Here is a 16,331-nt window from a genome sequence, read left to right as displayed (position 1 = left end):
AGTGGCAGTTGAGCCAACTGCCATTTGCAATATGTTTGAAAAAGCTAAGAAACCCCTTCCATATTTGGAAGGGGTTTATGGATTGAAACATCCTATGTAACTACTAGCGGAAGTTGATAAATTGAACTTCGATCGAAAGATCAGCTGCCCGAATTGCTGCAATAACTTGCTGAAGATCATCTTTGTTTTTTCCCGTTACGCGGATTTGGTCATCCTGTATTTGGGATTTCACTTTATTGCCTGTATTTTTGATAATAACATTAATTTTCTTGGCATTTTCTTTGTCTATGCCTTGAACCAATTTAGCTCGTTGTCGAACGGTTCCGCCTGAAGCACCCTCTAATTTTCCATAATCAAGGTTTTTAATAGGAACACCACGTTTTACCAGTTTGCTAATCAAAACATCCTTCAATTGCTCCATTTTATAATCATCGTCAGAAACAAGAACTAGTTCTTCATTTTCCAGACGAATATCACTTTTGCTTCCTTTAAAATCATAGCGTGTTTTAATTTCTTTCACAGCCATCGTAACAGCGTTAGATACCTCAGATAGGTCAATTTTTGAAACTACGTCAAATGAGCTCTCTTTAGCCATATTATCCCTCCATTTTTATACTAATTATAAAAAAACCTCTATATAAGTTCAAATACAAGTAAAAAAAAAGAGGATTTTAATTGAAATCCTCTTTATACACAGTTAAGATGTGAGATGGAGATTTACTTATAAGTGATCAGTTTTTTTTGAAAAAGATTTTTTTCCGGCTTTTCGGTTTTTCTCTTCCTGAATATTTTTTAATTCATGCTTTGCTTGGTTATCTCTGGCTTTTTTATTGTTATCTGAAGTATGATATGCCATGTGTGCTATCCCCTTTGCAGTTTATTTACTGAGACTACGTCTAGTATGTTGCAAGTAGGGGAAAATATGTATACATCAGAATACAGACTCAGGATAATTTATTTAGGAAGAATATAGCAATGGTACCTGGGCCGGCATGAGCGCCAACAGTTGCACCGACAGATGAAATATAAACAGATTTTGGTTGGAAATTCTCCTCAATCAATTGCTTAAATTCCATCGCTTTTTCGATATCGTCGCCATGGCTGATTCCAATTATTTGTTTATCCAATTGGTCGCCGCGTTCTTTCATTGTTTCAATTACGGCTTGCAATAGTTTTTTGCGGCCGCGAAATTTGTCTAGTGGAACCAGTTTACCATCTTCAACATTCAACAGTGGTTTGATATTCAATAATCCGCCGATAAAGGCTGAAGTTTTAGAAATTCGGCCGCCTCGAGCCAGGTATTCCACATTGTCTACGGTAAATAAATGTTCCATATGGGAAGCAGTGAACTGTGCTGTTTTTTTCAGTTCTTCCATGCTGGCTCCCTTGGCAGCTTTGCGTACGGCTTCCATGACGACTAAGCCATAGCCTAAAGAGGCACATTTACTATCTATTATTTCCAATTGAAGATCTGGGTACTCAGCTTTAACTTCGTCTCTCATCATAACCGCTGTTTGGTAGGTACCGCTTAATTCGGAAGAAAATGCGATATAAAGCCCGGATTGTTTATTTTTTGCCAGCTGTTCAAATTTTTCATAAAAATCTTGTGGAGACACCTGTGATGTTTTAGGTGCTTTTCCTTTACGCATGGCATCGTAGACTACTTTTGGTTTGATGGTGATTTGATCATCATAGTCCTTGTCATCAAGATGTACTTTTAATGGAAAAAGAATGATATTGTTATCCTGGAAGTATTCTAATGGCAAATCACTTGCACTATCAGCCAAAATTTGTACACTCATATAGACACCTACTTTTTTAAAATTTTCTTAGTTTAATTATAAGTCTACAATCTTTTTTAGAAAACAAAAATTGTTCACAACCTATCTTATAATGGAGAATTTATTTGTAGTTGTCAACTTAAGGAGGAGCTAGATTTGGTTTGGAATGAAACAAAAAAAATACTTGCTGTTGTGATTGGAGCTTTATTAAATGCAATCGCAATGAATTATTTCTTAATTCCTGCGAACATTTTTGCGAGTGGGTTTACGGGCACAGCTCAAATTATTTCTGCAGCATTGGACATGTTTACGAATATTAATTTATCAACGGGGGTATTATTACTTGCTCTTAATATTCCGATTGCTATCCTTGCTTGGTTTAAAGTTGGGCGGTCATTCACGGTGTACAGCTTTTTAGCTGTTTTACTAATGTCCTTATTCTTAGAAATTTTACCTGTGCAGTCGTATTCGGATGATATTATCCTTAATGCTGTGTTCGGTGGTGTAATTGGAGCCGCAGGTGTTGGAATCACTTTACGATTTGGTGCTTCCACGGGTGGTATGGATATTGTGGCAATGATTCTTTCAAGGATTAATGATAAGCCAATTGGGATTTACTTTTTAATGCTGAATGGAGCTATTGTGGCCATTGCTGGACTTATGTACTCAGAAGAACAAGCACTTTATACATTAATTTCTTTATATGTATCTACAAGAGTCATTGATGCGATTCATACAACACATATTAAAGTTACGGCTATGATTGTAACGAGACATGCTGATGAATTGAAACAGGCTATTCATTCCAAGCTGGTACGCGGAATAACGATGATCCCTGCTGTCGGAGCCTTTACTGGTGAAGATAAAAACATGCTGATGATTGTAATCAGCCGTTATGAACTTTATGATTTGCAGAGTATTATTCAAGAAGTCGACCCGCATGCCTTTACGAATATCGTTCAATCTACCGGTGTTATCGGTTCTTTCCGTAAAGATTAAAAAAAGGGCACAAGACCTTAGTCTTGTGCTCTTTTTCATTAGTTTGAATGCTTTTCAAGGGAATCAAGTATATCCTGCATGGTATGCAATTGAGCCTGCTCAGCCAGAGTAGAGTTAGCGAATGCAGAAGAAAGCTCATTCCGTGCTTTGGTGATTAATTCTTGCTGATTGGAGCCATTTGTCTGCGCCAATTCTACCGCTTTCTGAGCACGGCTAAATAATTCATTACGCATTTATAAACCTCCACAGGTAGAATTCTGTGCTGCTTCCGCCTCAGCCATAGTTGTGCGATATGGGAATCGCTCACTATGTTTGGATACAGCAGTCTTACCGTCTTGGACAAAGCGCTTTGATTTATTCCTTTTTCCCATGGAATAACCCCCCGCATTCAAGTTGTGACTCTAGAAATGAGAGTCATTTTTATCTTAACCATCAAGAGATTATGTTAGTCATGCAGACTTAATATTGAATTTTTCTTCAAGGAAGACGGCAATTCCATCTTCTTCATTCGTTAATGTAATATGGTTAGCGACCGTTTTCAGCTGTTCGATACCATTGCCCATGGCCACGCCGGTGCCAACATAATCAAGCATTTCTAAATCATTATCTTCATCACCAAATGCGATGATATTCTTTCTGGAGATCCCTAAATCTTTCGCAACCAAATCAACGCCAACGGCTTTACTCATCCCACTTTTTACGATTTCGATAACATGCCATGGATCTGCCCAGCGTCTGTGATCAATGACTTCAGCATGGACATCGGAAAGGTGCTTTCTGATATTGGTAACATCATCCTCGTCAGAATGGATAAGCATGGACGTAGGAGAGGTCTGTAAAAATTGACGAAGATCTCCGGTAGTCACATTAGGGCTTCCAAGTTGGAAAATATCAATTAATTTTTCATCATGATAATGGAAATACACATCATCCTTTACCTCAGCGATAATATTGTGATAACGATAATTATTCAAAGCTTCCACAATTTCTTTGGCCACTTTAATATCAAGCGGTGAATGATGCATGCCCCAGCCTGAATGGAGGGGATGATGGATAAACGCGCCATTAAAATTCACAATTGGTGTTTTAAATTGCATTTCACGATAGTATGGTTCGCTGGAACGGTATGGTCTGCCTGTCGCTATCATAACTTCATGGCCATTATTTTGTAATGTTTGTAATACGTTTTTAGTACGTGGAGAGATGGTTTTATCATCTTTCAACAAAGTTCCATCCAAATCAAGTACAATTAAATGTTTATCTGTCATAGGGCTCTCCTTCTAAATAAAATTTATTTTAGAATTATAAGTTTAATTAATTCCATTTAGATTCCTCATTTATATATCATAACAAGTATAAGGAGTTATTGGTATTGTTTGGTTTATAAAATATATATATAGAATGGGGATAACAATGATACAAATAGAAAAAGTATATGTAGAACATATTCCAATGCTTATTGTCGGAAAGCAGGATATGAATAATGTACCTCTTCCCGGGTTTATCTTTCTTCACGGATTCACCAGTGCGAAAGAACATAATTTACACTATGCTTACCTCTTGGCGGAAAAGGGATTCAGAGTGTTTTTGCCTGAGGCCTATTTACACGGTGAACGAGAGGATGGGGGTACAGAGAATTTATCAAGTTCATTTTGGAAAATTGTCATAACCTCTATAAAAGAGCTGCATATGATAAAAAAATCTATCACTGAACATGGTTTGGCCATCCATGATTGTATAGGTCTTGGCGGAACGTCAATGGGGGCGATTTCCACGCTTGGTGCATTAACTCAATATGATTGGATTCGTGTTGGAGTAAGCATGATGGGGAATCCAGCCTATAGAGAGTTTGCGGAATATCAAGTAAATGAATTTGAAAAACAAGGGATTGATTTAGGAATTACGGAAGAAGAGAAATTAAAAATATTCGGTACTCTTGAAGAACTTGATTTATCCCTGCAACCTGAGAAATTAAAGAATCGCCCACTTTTCTTCTGGCATGGGGAAAAAGATCAGGTTGTACCAATTGCAGGGGGTCGTGCATTTATTGATCAACACCACGAAAAAGTAGAATCTGGCATGATTACTTACATATCTGAAAAAAACGCCGGACATGCCGTTACAAGAAAAGGATTGCTACAGGCTGTTAACTGGATAGAGGAAAAGCTTGTATAAGGATTAAGAATGGTCAGATTGTTCAAAGTTTGGTAGGATTGAAGAAAGAATATGATGGAAGGAGATTTACTATGGATCAAGATATGAAAGATAGCATTATGAGCGCGTTGGAAGAAGTTTTGGACCCTGAATTGGGTATTGATATAGTGAACCTGGGGTTAGTCTATGATGTGAACATGACTGAAGAAGGTGATGTGACAGTGAAAATGACTTTAACAGCGATGGGTTGTCCATTAGCTGGAACGATTGTCGATCAGGTCCGTTATGCACTGAAAGAACTTCCAGAAGTCAAAAATGTAGAAGTTGACATCGTTTGGACACCAGCATGGACAAAAGATCGTATGTCCCGCTATGCAAAGATTGCTTTGGGCGTTCAATAAGATGAAATTTTTCGAAAGAGAGAGTTATTTATGAGCTCTTCTTTTTACGGAAGGGTACTTAGCTTGAATCGACATCCAGCAACAAACATAAAGTTGGATTGAAAGTAGCTTTTCTTTCTGTTAAAGTATAAATAATCAAATTATTTGCAGGGGGACTCATTTCTGAGTTGAGAAGGTAAAACCTGACCCTTTGAACCTGTCAGTTAACACTGGCGTAGGGAGCAATTAGTACATAGGCCTATTCGATATGTGCGAAAAGCTCTTCAAGGTATTTAGAAGAGCTTTTTTTGTTTCCAATTAAATAGTTTTGATTGCGGGGGGACTCATTTCTGAGTTGAGAAGGTAAAACCTGACCCTTTGAACCTGTACAGTTAATACTGACGTAGGGAGCAATATCATCAGTTGATATGAGACCCTTTTTTAGTATGTGAAATACTCACACTATTAAAGGGTCTTTTTCCATACGTCCACCAGAAAAATGGAGGGCTGAAAATGAATTTTTGCAAAGAAGTACAAAGAGAGAAGAGTATTTGTTGGCAAAGGAGATTCGAATATCCATTCATGCTAAATTTCGCCGAAAGGACATTGCCGTTTGTGAATTTGAGCCGCTATGTGCAGCATGCCGATGAACAAAAGCAATATAAGTTAAAAGAACCTTTCCAAAAAAGCCATTTGTACGAGCGATTTTTTGTAAAAAGGCACTGCCTAAACAAAATTGGAATTCGGAGGGGTTAACTAATGTTTAAACAAATTCGAAAAAGGAAGCCGCTTATTCATTGTATGACTAATTATGTGGCAGCACCTATACAGGCAAACGGTCTTTTGGCAATTGGTGCAGCTCCTATTATGGCTGATGAAGAAAATGAAATGGAGGAAATTGTCAGGAGGGCAGATGCTTTACTCCTCAATATTGGAACACTTAATAAACGGACAAAAGAAGCTATGCTGACAGCGGGGAAGGCAGCAAATATCCATGGCATTCCAGTCGTACTTGATCCGGTAGGTGTGGGAGCGAGTACATTTCGTAAAGAAAGTGTTCAGGAGTTCTTGGAAGAAATTGATTTTACTTTAATTCGTTGCAATGCAGGGGAGCTTGCCACCATTGCTTGTGTGGACTGGACACAAAAGGGAGTAGATGGTGGATCAGGTGAGATGGATATAGAAAAGGAATCAAAGAAAATCGCCAATCTATATAACTGCTTTGTGATTGTATCTGGAGAGAAAGATGTTTTAACGGATGGGTCAATATGCGCCATGGTAGAAGGAGGCCATATCAACATGACACAGATTACCGGTACAGGTTGCTTGTTAAGTGCAATTTCTGCTGCTGCCTTGACAATCAAAGAGGTAAATCTGGTTCATTTGCAGGAACTGTTACATGAATATAAACTTGTCGGCAGTTTGGCCAGTAAACAATCTCACTATATAGGTGACTTCCAAACAGTCATTTTAAATGAATTGAATCGGTTATCCAGGGGGGAGGACTTGATATGAAAGTAGTTATGACGATTGCTGGTTCTGACAGTGGCGGTGGAGCAGGAATCCAGGCTGATTTAAAAACTTTTCAGGAGTTGAAAGTATTTGGGACATCAGCCATTACGTCCTTAACAGCGCAGAATACAAACGGAGTACATGAAATCTATCCTGTTGATCCCTTGTTTGTTCGGAAGCAAATTGAAGTACTTGTTGAAGATTTTAATGTAGCAGCCATTAAAACAGGCATGTTATATTCTGAGGAAATTATTGAGGAAGTATATCAAGTACTAAAGGATCTCGACATCCCACTTATTATTGACCCCGTTATGGTGGCAAAAGGCGGAGCGAGTCTATTGCATGAAAAAGCGGTACACAGCCTGCGCACAAAGTTATTTACTATCTCTAGCATGATTACACCCAATATACCGGAAGCGGAAGTACTGAGTGGAATAGACATCGTAACTGCAGAAGATAGGAAAAAGGCAGCAAGAATCATTTTGAGCTATGGAGCAGAATGCGTGGTCATAAAAGGCGGCCATATAGATCATCAACATATTGCTGAGGATACGGTCTACTTGGCGGGTGGAGAGACATTCAGTTTGCAAACGGAAAGAATACACACAAAAAATACACATGGAACAGGTTGTACCTTTTCTGCTGCGATTACAGCTTTTCTTGCAAAGGGATATTCGACCCGTGAAGCAATTTTAGAGGCGAAAAAATTCATCCAAATGGGAATCAAATATGATTTACGATTGGGACATGGGCATGGACCGACGAATCATTTTGCCTATAATCAGTATGATAAATGTGGGGTGATTCTAAATTGAATCGTAATCTCCTACGTATTTATTTTGTAATGGGATCACAAAATGTCTTAAACAATCCATTAGATGTGCTTGAAGAAGCGTTAATAGGGGGAATCACTGCTTTTCAATTTCGGGAAAAGGGTGAGGGAGCACTCTCCGGGGCTAAATATCTGGAATTGGCAATAAACTGTCAGAGCCTTTGTAGACAATATGGTGTACCGTTTATCGTAAATGATGATCTCGAATTAGCAATCCATCTTAATGCGGATGGTATTCATATCGGACAGGATGATCTACCGGTACAAAAAGTTAGGGAAATGATGGGGAACAAATGGGTTGGCGTATCTGTACATACTATGGCTGAAGTGAAAGAAGCCATTAAATATGGAGCGGATTATGTAGGAATTGGACCTATCTTTCCTACAAATTCAAAAAGTGATGCCAAGAAACCAAGCGGGACCAGATTTTTAAGGGAAGTGGCAGATCTTTATCCAGAACTGCCGATTGTAGGGATAGGCGGCATAACACCGGACAATACACGCGAAGTGTTAGAAGCAGGTGCAGATGGAATTGCCGTTGTTTCTGCCGTTTCTTTAAGTGAACATCCAACTAAAGCAGTTGACCTGTTTAAGCTTGAGATGACAAAAAGTGAAAAAGTGTGAAACGGATGCAACGCCTAGGGGAATGATAAACAAGGAAAGAGAAGTTCTCTTTGTCATTACTCATACAGGAGGGACATTATGCATCGTTATGACGTAGCACAATTAAATGAAGATCAGATCAAGAAATTAAATGAGTATCAGGACGAACTAAGTGAGCAATTAGGTAAGGATATTATCTTAATTGCTTATAATGATGAGGTAACCAAATAATTTCATATGAAAAGGCGATTGCTGTTATAAACAGCTGTATCGTCTTTTTTTCATTTGAGCGAAGTTGGATTGTTAATATTTAGTAAAATATTAGGAGTTGGGTTAAGGTTAGATAGACATTTTGTTTATCTTTAGATGATCCAAACATACGAGCATTAGATATATAGATTAATTAATGGAGATGGAAAAAGTGATGATTGAAAAGATTAGCAGGTGCACAGAACTTACTGAAAAGCACTGGGAGCTGTTATTGAAAGCAGATCCTTCCAAGCAGCAAGTACAAAAGTATTGTAAAACAGGCTATATTTTTGAATTTCTTCTGGATGAGATTGTAGCAGGAATTATTTGTATCATACCGAAAACACCAGACAGGGTTGAAATTATGAATCTATCCATACATGAACAATGGCAGGGCAGAGGATACGCGAAGACCCTGATTGAATATGCCTGTTCCTTTTCAGTCTCTAAAGGATATCGCATTGCAGAAATTGGCACTGGGAACTCAAGTCTCAATCAACTTGCCTTGTATCAAAAAGCTGGCTTTAGAATAATGGGGATCGACCATGATTATTTTACGAGGAATTACCCTCAGTCCATATATGAAAACGGAATATTATGCAGGGATATGATTCGCTTGGAAAGAAAACTATAGTCTTACTGGAGATTGCAGAATTAGGTCATTTTGTAAATGAATACTAGTAGAGATAATTGTTTTTAAGTGATGAGAATGTTAGGATGACTATGAGTATGATTGTTAAATATTAGTAGACTAATATTCGGATGGGAGAGATATATATGCTTCAAAATATTGGAATACCAGGGCTTATTCTGATTTTAGTGCTTGCATTAATGATTTTTGGTCCATCAAAGCTTCCGGAAATAGGGAGAGCATTCGGAAAAACATTAAAAGAGTTTAAAAATGCAACAAAAGGTATGATTGAAGATGATGATAAAAAGAATGAAAAGATAGAAATGGACAAAACAAAAACTCTTTAATTCTATAAGGAGTTCTGATTGTAGATAAAAGGAATTCAGAAGGCTTTTATAGAGTCCATATACTGAATTCCTTCTTTATTTTTTAGATATTAAATGAGGGTTTCTTACGTATACATAAAGCCCTTATCAATGGTTTTCTTTAGTAATGATTAAAGGAGAGAGAATTTCAATCTGATACCGAGGAAGTCCATATACAAGCATTGTCCTATTTTCTGCAGAATGGGTGAGACTCCTGCGGGAAGAACAAGCTAATCAAGACCCCGAAGCGCAGAGCGCGAGGAGGCTTGATGCTTGCCCGCGGAAAGCGAGCCCATTCTGCAGAAAATAGTGTTAACCAGAACAGGAAGATTAGTTGTGGTTTTTTAACGAAAGGTTTAACAAGTTCCTAAGTTATTCTTTAATAATTAATCCTAATAAGGAGGCAATTGAATAGCTTGGTGTGTTGATACTTTACATCCGTTTAAATCATTTAGGGAAATCATAAGTGAGTCAAAATTAGACGAACTGATATCGATCCCTTTTAATGAGGTTTGTTCAAAGTTTGCTCCATTCAGGTTACATAAATTGAATTCTATTTTTTTAAGTTTACAGTCATAAAAATCCGCATTTTCTAATGAAACCTCATTGAATATTACTTTTTCAAGTTTTGAATATCCGAATGTAGATAAGTTTAATATCGAATTCTCGAATTTTACATTACGAATAGAGGACTCCGGAAAATTACATCCCAGTAATTTGCAGTTAATAAATTCTACTCTATGTATGGAAGCATTACTTAAGTTTACATTGGATAAATCACAATTTTCGAAACGAACATCTACCAATTCAATATGACTAAAATCTGTATTAGAAAACCGACAATTAGCCATTACTAAATTATATAGGCGTGCTCGATCCACAACTTCATTTGTAAAATCAGAGTTGGAGATTAAACACATTTCTAATATGGGATCTTCCTCATGAAAAATATCAGAAAAGTTCCTTTCGGTTAACGCTAACGATATTTTTGGTGTATCAATTTTCATAACCTTCCCACTTTCTAACCTTCATTTCTTATCTAAAATAATTATATAGCATTTTAACGAATCCTTTTGATATATCGAATGAAAGACTGTCCTTTTAGAATGAGGCTTTAGTATATCACGAAGTAGGATACAAAATAGTAAAGTCCGTAGCTATAAGGGTCCTTCACTTACTGATCAAATTAGAGTAACTTTTATTTTGTTTTAAATAAAGGTGGAGAGATCATTAAAACTATACATAAATGGTAGGTGATTAATCATAATTTTGGTGAATAGCGGTTTTTTACTTGAGTAACAGGCAAGCAAATAATGAGTATATGATTACTTGGCAATTTTAAAAGTAAATAAGGCCCCTACGTTACCTTCCATATCATTTAATCATGGAAGCTAATTATTTTTACCGATATTGATTGGGCTAAAGTCCATTTTTTAGAATTTAAATAAAAATACATTTGATTTTATAAATATACATACTATAATAGATAGATATTACAGAATATACAAACAATAAGCGGGGTGGAAACATGGATGTCTCTGTTGTAGGGGCTACAGGATATAGCGGAATGGAATTGATACGGTTACTTTCGAATCATCCAACTTTCCGTTTAACGGCTGTATATTCATCGTCAAGTGCAGGAAATAGCCTTGATGCTGAGAATAGGCAACATTTCGGACTTATTCCACATATTTTAAATGAAGTAGATCCTGGGCTAATTGCAAAACAAAGTGAGCTTGTTTTTTTAGCTTTGCCCAGCGGTATATCAAAGAAGCTTATCCCGGAGTTATCTGAATATGATATGAAAATTATAGATCTATCCGGAGATTTCAGGTTGAAAAGTAGCGAAATGTATAAAAAGTGGTATAAAGGGGAACCGGCACCAGGTCATTTATTGAACAAAAGCGTGTATGGGCTCTCTGAATGGAACAGAGCTAAGATTCGTGAAAGTCGTTTGATTGCAAATCCGGGTTGTTACCCTACTGCTGCTTTGTTAGGATTGGCACCACTTTTATCGAGTGAATTAATTGAATCATCTGACATTATTATTGACGCAAAATCAGGTGTATCAGGAGCAGGTAAAAAGAGTAATGATTCGACACATTTTGCTCATGCAAATGAAAATCTATCAATCTATAAAGTGCATCAGCATCAGCATATTCCTGAGATTGAGCAGCAATTATCAGAATGGGATTCTACGATGGCTCCCATTATGTTTACTACGCATCTTACCCCTATGACACGTGGAATAATGGTAACAATGCATGCAAAAGTAAAGCCTGATGTTACAGCTGAACATATCAACAATGCTTTCCTTAGATCTTATCAAAATGAATTTTTTATCCGATATCGTGGTGAAAATAGCTTTTCTTCCACAAAGGAAGTGTATGGCTCTAATTTTTGTGATATCGGTTTTCGAATAGATGAAAGAACAGGCAGAGTCACAGTGGTTTCCGTGATTGATAATCTAGTTAAGGGAGCTGCTGGCCAGGCAATTCAGAATGCAAATATCATGTTGGGACTTGAAGAAACAGAGGGGCTAGGTTTCTATCCAGTCTATCCATAAGAGACAAAGGGAGTGGAGATATTAATGAATATGCTAGTGAATGAAGACATCAAGGCAGTAAAAGGAGGAATTCTTACACCGCAAGGGTATCAGGCTGAAGGAATCCATGCAGGTCTACGATACTCACGTAATGACCTGGCTATTTTATATTCAACTGTTCCAGCGAATTCAGCGGCTGTATATACATTAAATGCGTATCAGGCAGCTCCAATCCTTGTAACAAAAGAAAGTTTAAAAATGGAGGGGAAACTGCAGGCAATTGTGGTAAACAGTGCTTGTGCCAATGCATGTACGGGGAGTCGTGGATTAAAGGATGCCTATCTTATGCGTTCGCATGTCGCGGAGAAATTAGACTTACCGCCCTCCTATGTGGCTGTGGCATCTACTGGAGTGATTGGTGAATTCTTGGATATCGATAAAATTTGCGGAGGAATTGCCAAACTGGATTTGACGGACGATGAAACAGGAGCCGAGCATTTTGAAGAAGCCATTCTGACAACAGACACTAGGACAAAGAGTTGCGCTTTTCAAACTGAAATCGATGGGGTTATCGTCACAATGGGTGGAGCCGCAAAGGGATCAGGCATGATACATCCTAATATGGCTACGATGCTTGGCTTTATTACAACGGATGCAAATGTGGATAAAAACGCCCTGCAAAGAGTATTAAGAAAAGTGACGAATGTATCATTTAATCAAATTACAGTAGATGGAGATACATCAACCAATGACATGGTCGTTGTCATGGCGAATGGAATGGCAAATAATCAAATGCTTACAGAAGAGCATCCGCAGTGGAGCCGTTTTGTCGATCTGTTAAAAGAGGTCTCTCAATCATTGGCTAAACAAATTGCTCGTGATGGCGAGGGAGCTACTAAGCTTGTCGAGGTATTTGTCAGCGGAGCCGAAACAGATCAAGAAGCTCTGGTCCTTGCCAAGACTGTAATTGGATCCAATTTAGTGAAAACCGCCGTATATGGTGCAGATGCCAATTGGGGACGAATTGTAGGAGCGATGGGGAGAAGCAATATTCCTTTTAACCAGGAACGGGTAAGTATTTCATTTGGACCCGTGGAAGTTCTGCGTTTTGGTGAGCCGATTCTTTTTGATGAGGAAAAGGCGCGTGATTATTTACTTGGTGATGAGGTTCAAATCAATATTCAATTGACAGATGGACTTGGTACCGGAACTGCATGGGGATGCGACCTCACGTATGATTATGTGAAAATTAATGCGAGCTATCGAACATAAAGGGAGATGTGTTGATGAAGATAATCGTTGTCAAATGTGGGGGCAGTATTATTGATCAATTAACCGATGATTTTTTTACTAGCTTATCAGAATTAGAGAAGTGTGGATATTCCTTTGTGTTTGTTCATGGAGGCGGTCCTGATATCAATGATATGCTCGCGAAATTTGAGATTCCTGTCCAATTTGAAAAGGGGTTAAGGAAAACGTCCGTTAAGACTCTGGAGATAGCAGAGCTTGTTCTTGCGGGTAAGACGAATAGGCAGCTAGTGCATAAGTTACAATCCAGGGGATTTCAAACAGTCGGTATAAACGGGTCAGATGGATTCATTTTAGAAGCAGATTATATTAATAAAGATGAGCTTGGGGAGGTAGGGACCATCACAAAGGTGAACATCCATCTTTTGGAGAGTCTATTAGCAAATGGAATGTATCCTGTGCTTACCCCAATCTCAATGTCTAGAGAAGGCAAAAAGCTTAATGTGAATGCAGATTCCGCGGCAGGAGCAGTCGCAGCGGCCTTGCAGGCTGAAATGTGCATATTTATAACGGATGTTAAAGGAATACAAAATGGCAATCAAATCCTTAGACATATAACGGAATCTGAGATTACCGAAATGATTGATCAAGGCATGATATATGGAGGAATGATTCCGAAAGTACAGGCAGCTTTGACTGCTAAAAGGCACGGTGCGTCAACAATATTAATTACAAGCGGTGTATCCGGATTTTTCTCCAATAATAAGTGGTCGGGTACATTTCTTGGAGCTGAAGAGAGGGTGATATAATGTCTGCGCTATTACCAGTTTATAAAAAATGGGATATTACCCCGATAAAAGCAGAAGGTTCGTGGATTGAAGCTGAGGGGGAGAAGAAGTATCTTGATTTTACTTCCGGCATTGGGGTAGTTAATCTTGGTCATCAGAATGAAGAAGTTAAAAAATCTATAGAGAATCAACTACAGTTATTTTGGCATACCTCTAATTTATTTCAGCTTCCAATACAGGAAGAAGTCGCGGAAAAGCTGAATGAACTTACCGGATTGGAGGGTGTATTCTTTTGCAACAGCGGTGCGGAAGCGAATGAAGCGGCACTTAAGCTGGCCCGAAGAGCAACGGGTAAAACAAAAATCATCACCTTTCAACAGTCCTTTCATGGACGTACATTTGGGGCTATGGCTGCTACAGGGCAAAGCAGCATACATGAGGGTTTCGGACCTTTGCTGGAAGGCTTTGTATACGTTCCATTTAATGATATGGAGGCAGTCCATGACGCTGTAGATGAAGATACAGCGGCAATTATGGTAGAAATCATTCAAGGAGAAGGCGGTATTATCCCAATTGAAGAAGCTTTCCTCCAGAGTCTTTCTCAATTATGCAATAGGACTAATATCTTGCTGATTATAGATGAAGTGCAAACAGGAAATGGGAGAACAGGCTATCCATATGCGTATTTAAAGTATCAAGGGATAAAGCCGGATATTGTAACCACAGCCAAAGGACTTGGCAATGGTCTTCCGATAGGAGCCATGATTGCTAAAAAAGAACTGAATGAAGCATTCGGCAAGGGTGTGCATGGTTCTACCTTTGGTGGCAATCCCATATCATTGGCGGCGAGCAAAGCGGTCTTAATGCAAATAAGTGATCCGGAATTTTTAGCAGGAATCAGGCATAAGGCTGAATGGTTCATAAATGAATTGAAAAAAGCGGCTGAGGATCTTCCGATTATAAAAGAAATTAGGGGAGACGGAATGATGATTGGGATTGAATTACATAAAGAGGCCGCTCCATATATCAGCCAAATGCTTGATCACCAATTACTTGTTTTGCCGGCTGGTTCACATGTTATTCGTTTGCTTCCCCCTCTGACTGTTTCGAAGGATGAACTTTTAGTAGCTTTAGGAATTATGAAGGAAGTATGCAAAGTCAATCTATCGATGACAAAGGCATAAAACCGTATTTTATCCTGATTCTGTATGCTGAATAAATTGAAGGTGAGAGGAATACACATATGAAACTACTTTATAGCACTCAACCAATAATCGGCCAAAAAGATTTTCTATCAATTGAGGACATTTCTGCAGAGCAGTTAGCTGATCTGCTGATTTTGGCAGAAGAGATAAAAGAGCGAATGAATAAGGGATATATGGATACTCCCTTAAAAGGAAAAATATTAGGAATGATTTTTGAAAAAAATTCAACGAGGACACGCGTCTCTTTTGAAGCAGGTATGCTCCAGCTTGGAGGCCATGCCATCTTTTTAAGTGCTAATGATTCACAGCTTGGGAGAGGTGAACCGATCGCTGACACAGCTAAAGTTTTATCAGAATATGTAGACGCCCTTATGATCCGCACTACCGATCATGAAAGAGCGGAAACCCTGGCAGCAAGCGCTAATGTACCGGTTATTAATGGGTTGACCGATTTGGAACATCCATGCCAGGCGTTGGCCGATTTATTAACGATTAAGGAAGAAAAGGGGTCTCTTCAGGGGGTTAAGCTTGCCTATGTAGGTGATGGAAATAATGTTGCCAATTCATTATTGATGGCAGCCGTTAAATCAGGAATGCATATCGCAATTGCAACGCCGCCTGGTTATGAGCCAAATTCTGATTTGGTGGATAAAGCAAAGGCAGAGGCCCTTATTACAGGTGGGAAAATAGAATTGTTTCAACATCCTGAGGCTGCGGTTTCCGAGGCGGATATCATTTATAGTGATGTTTGGACCAGTATGGGTCAAGAAACCGAAAATGAAAAGAGGCTGGACGATTTTAAAGAGTTTCAGGTGAATGAGCAATTGGCAGCTGTTGCCAAACCGGATTATTTATTTATGCATTGTTTGCCGGCCCATCGTGGTGAAGAGGTCACGTCTTCCATTATCGATTCTGCCCATTCCATTGTTATTAAACAGGCTGGAAATCGTTTACATGCTCAGAAAGCGCTTTTGGTTGATTTATTGCTTAATCCAAGCTAATAAGATGAACAAGAATTGGGGATTCTAGATCAAAAGGA

The 16,331-nt window shown here is 38.5% G+C and carries 21 protein-coding genes, 1 pseudogene and 2 riboswitches; of the genes and pseudogenes, 15 read left to right on the top strand and 7 right to left on the bottom strand.

All coding sequences use genetic code 11. From position 1 onward, the window contains the following. Nucleotides 1–103 precede the first annotated feature (103 nt). From AC58NB_RS10950 to AC58NB_RS10940, 3 genes are all read right to left on the bottom strand, one after another. The gene (locus AC58NB_RS10950; RefSeq protein ID WP_497426865.1) at nucleotides 104–595 is read right to left on the bottom strand and encodes a YajQ family cyclic di-GMP-binding protein; all 492 of its coding nucleotides are present in this window, start codon (nucleotides 593–595) and stop codon (nucleotides 104–106) included. Nucleotides 596–721: 126 nt separating this feature from the next. Next, nucleotides 722–856: a DUF3941 domain-containing protein gene (locus AC58NB_RS10945; RefSeq protein WP_491076499.1), complete on the bottom strand. Its 135-nt coding sequence runs from the start codon at nucleotides 854–856 to the stop codon at nucleotides 722–724. Nucleotides 857–944: 88 nt separating this feature from the next. Next, nucleotides 945–1,802, bottom strand: a complete 858-nt coding sequence (locus tag AC58NB_RS10940) for a DegV family protein (RefSeq protein WP_497426864.1) — start codon at nucleotides 1,800–1,802, stop codon at nucleotides 945–947. A gap of 135 nt (nucleotides 1,803–1,937) precedes the next feature. On the opposite strand from AC58NB_RS10940, the gene AC58NB_RS10935 reads away from it, so the two are divergent. After that, entirely contained in the window at nucleotides 1,938–2,780 is an 843-nt protein-coding gene (locus tag AC58NB_RS10935; RefSeq protein WP_497426863.1) for a YitT family protein, read from the top strand. 38 nt (nucleotides 2,781–2,818) lie between these two features. Here the strand turns inward: AC58NB_RS10935 and AC58NB_RS10930 are convergent, their stop codons facing one another. From AC58NB_RS10930 to AC58NB_RS10920, 3 genes are all read right to left on the bottom strand, one after another. Continuing rightward, nucleotides 2,819–3,013 (bottom strand): DUF3813 domain-containing protein, encoded by a 195-nt coding sequence (locus AC58NB_RS10930; protein WP_497426862.1) that lies wholly within the window; start codon nucleotides 3,011–3,013, stop codon nucleotides 2,819–2,821. Further along, nucleotides 3,014–3,151: a competence protein gene (locus AC58NB_RS10925; protein WP_497426861.1), complete on the bottom strand. Its 138-nt coding sequence runs from the start codon at nucleotides 3,149–3,151 to the stop codon at nucleotides 3,014–3,016. A gap of 78 nt (nucleotides 3,152–3,229) precedes the next feature. Beyond that, on the bottom strand, nucleotides 3,230–4,048 hold the full coding sequence (locus AC58NB_RS10920) for a Cof-type HAD-IIB family hydrolase (protein ID WP_497426860.1): 819 nt from the start codon (nucleotides 4,046–4,048) through the stop codon (nucleotides 3,230–3,232). Between the two features lie 145 nt (nucleotides 4,049–4,193). On the opposite strand from AC58NB_RS10920, the gene AC58NB_RS10915 reads away from it, so the two are divergent. The 9 genes from AC58NB_RS10915 (at nucleotide 4,194) to AC58NB_RS10875 (ending at nucleotide 9,488) form a co-directional block, all read left to right on the top strand. Then, entirely contained in the window at nucleotides 4,194–4,955 is a 762-nt protein-coding gene (locus AC58NB_RS10915) for a prolyl oligopeptidase family serine peptidase (RefSeq protein ID WP_497426859.1), read from the top strand. Between the two features lie 71 nt (nucleotides 4,956–5,026). Continuing rightward, the gene (locus AC58NB_RS10910) at nucleotides 5,027–5,335 is read left to right on the top strand and encodes a metal-sulfur cluster assembly factor (protein ID WP_497426858.1); all 309 of its coding nucleotides are present in this window, start codon (nucleotides 5,027–5,029) and stop codon (nucleotides 5,333–5,335) included. A 138-nt stretch (nucleotides 5,336–5,473) separates the two neighbouring features. Beyond that, nucleotides 5,474–5,573: riboswitch (TPP riboswitch) on the top strand. A gap of 67 nt (nucleotides 5,574–5,640) precedes the next feature. Further along, nucleotides 5,641–5,741: riboswitch (TPP riboswitch) on the top strand. A gap of 86 nt (nucleotides 5,742–5,827) precedes the next feature. Next, nucleotides 5,828–6,070 (top strand): hypothetical protein, encoded by a 243-nt coding sequence (locus AC58NB_RS10905; protein WP_497426857.1) that lies wholly within the window; start codon nucleotides 5,828–5,830, stop codon nucleotides 6,068–6,070. 3 nt (nucleotides 6,071–6,073) lie between these two features. After that, nucleotides 6,074–6,829, top strand: a complete 756-nt coding sequence (thiM, locus tag AC58NB_RS10900; protein WP_497426856.1) for a hydroxyethylthiazole kinase — start codon at nucleotides 6,074–6,076, stop codon at nucleotides 6,827–6,829. Then, nucleotides 6,826–7,641, top strand: a complete 816-nt coding sequence (gene thiD / locus AC58NB_RS10895; protein ID WP_497426855.1) for a bifunctional hydroxymethylpyrimidine kinase/phosphomethylpyrimidine kinase — start codon at nucleotides 6,826–6,828, stop codon at nucleotides 7,639–7,641. Before thiM ends, thiD begins: the two co-directional genes overlap by 4 nt. Further along, entirely contained in the window at nucleotides 7,620–8,282 is a 663-nt protein-coding gene (gene thiE, locus AC58NB_RS10890; protein ID WP_497426854.1) for a thiamine phosphate synthase, read from the top strand. The genes thiD and thiE overlap by 22 nt, the downstream gene beginning before the upstream one ends. A 78-nt stretch (nucleotides 8,283–8,360) precedes the next feature. Continuing rightward, nucleotides 8,361–8,492, top strand: coding sequence for a hypothetical protein (locus tag AC58NB_RS10885; RefSeq protein ID WP_497426853.1), 132 nt, complete (start codon nucleotides 8,361–8,363; stop codon nucleotides 8,490–8,492). 193 nt (nucleotides 8,493–8,685) lie between these two features. Further along, nucleotides 8,686–9,144 (top strand): GNAT family N-acetyltransferase, encoded by a 459-nt coding sequence (locus AC58NB_RS10880; RefSeq protein WP_497427045.1) that lies wholly within the window; start codon nucleotides 8,686–8,688, stop codon nucleotides 9,142–9,144. Nucleotides 9,145–9,287: 143 nt separating this feature from the next. Then, a complete protein-coding gene (locus AC58NB_RS10875; protein WP_497426852.1) occupies nucleotides 9,288–9,488 on the top strand; it encodes a twin-arginine translocase TatA/TatE family subunit in 201 nt (66 codons plus the stop codon). Between the two features lie 390 nt (nucleotides 9,489–9,878). On the opposite strand, the pseudogene AC58NB_RS10870 reads toward AC58NB_RS10875, so the two are convergent. Further along, nucleotides 9,879–10,513, bottom strand: a pseudogene (locus AC58NB_RS10870) (pentapeptide repeat-containing protein). 521 nt (nucleotides 10,514–11,034) lie between these two features. On the opposite strand from AC58NB_RS10870, the gene argC reads away from it, so the two are divergent. Genes argC through argF form a run of 5 tightly spaced genes read left to right on the top strand, consistent with a single transcriptional unit; the run spans nucleotide 11,035 to nucleotide 16,293 of the window. Then, on the top strand, nucleotides 11,035–12,072 hold the full coding sequence (argC, locus tag AC58NB_RS10865) for an N-acetyl-gamma-glutamyl-phosphate reductase (protein ID WP_497426851.1): 1,038 nt from the start codon (nucleotides 11,035–11,037) through the stop codon (nucleotides 12,070–12,072). A gap of 30 nt (nucleotides 12,073–12,102) precedes the next feature. After that, nucleotides 12,103–13,323, top strand: coding sequence for a bifunctional ornithine acetyltransferase/N-acetylglutamate synthase (argJ, locus tag AC58NB_RS10860; protein WP_497427044.1), 1,221 nt, complete (start codon nucleotides 12,103–12,105; stop codon nucleotides 13,321–13,323). A gap of 14 nt (nucleotides 13,324–13,337) precedes the next feature. Next, on the top strand, nucleotides 13,338–14,108 hold the full coding sequence (argB, locus tag AC58NB_RS10855) for an acetylglutamate kinase (RefSeq protein WP_497426850.1): 771 nt from the start codon (nucleotides 13,338–13,340) through the stop codon (nucleotides 14,106–14,108). Further along, on the top strand, nucleotides 14,108–15,271 hold the full coding sequence (gene argD / locus AC58NB_RS10850) for an acetylornithine transaminase (protein WP_497426849.1): 1,164 nt from the start codon (nucleotides 14,108–14,110) through the stop codon (nucleotides 15,269–15,271). The genes argB and argD overlap by 1 nt, the downstream gene beginning before the upstream one ends. Nucleotides 15,272–15,330: 59 nt before the next feature. Next, a complete protein-coding gene (argF, locus tag AC58NB_RS10845) occupies nucleotides 15,331–16,293 on the top strand; it encodes an ornithine carbamoyltransferase (protein ID WP_497426848.1) in 963 nt (320 codons plus the stop codon). The last annotated feature ends 38 nt before the right edge of the window (nucleotides 16,294–16,331 follow it).

Source organism: Pradoshia sp. TA40_28 (assembly GCF_059694525.1).
This window is presented reverse-complemented; position numbering and strand designations above follow the sequence as displayed.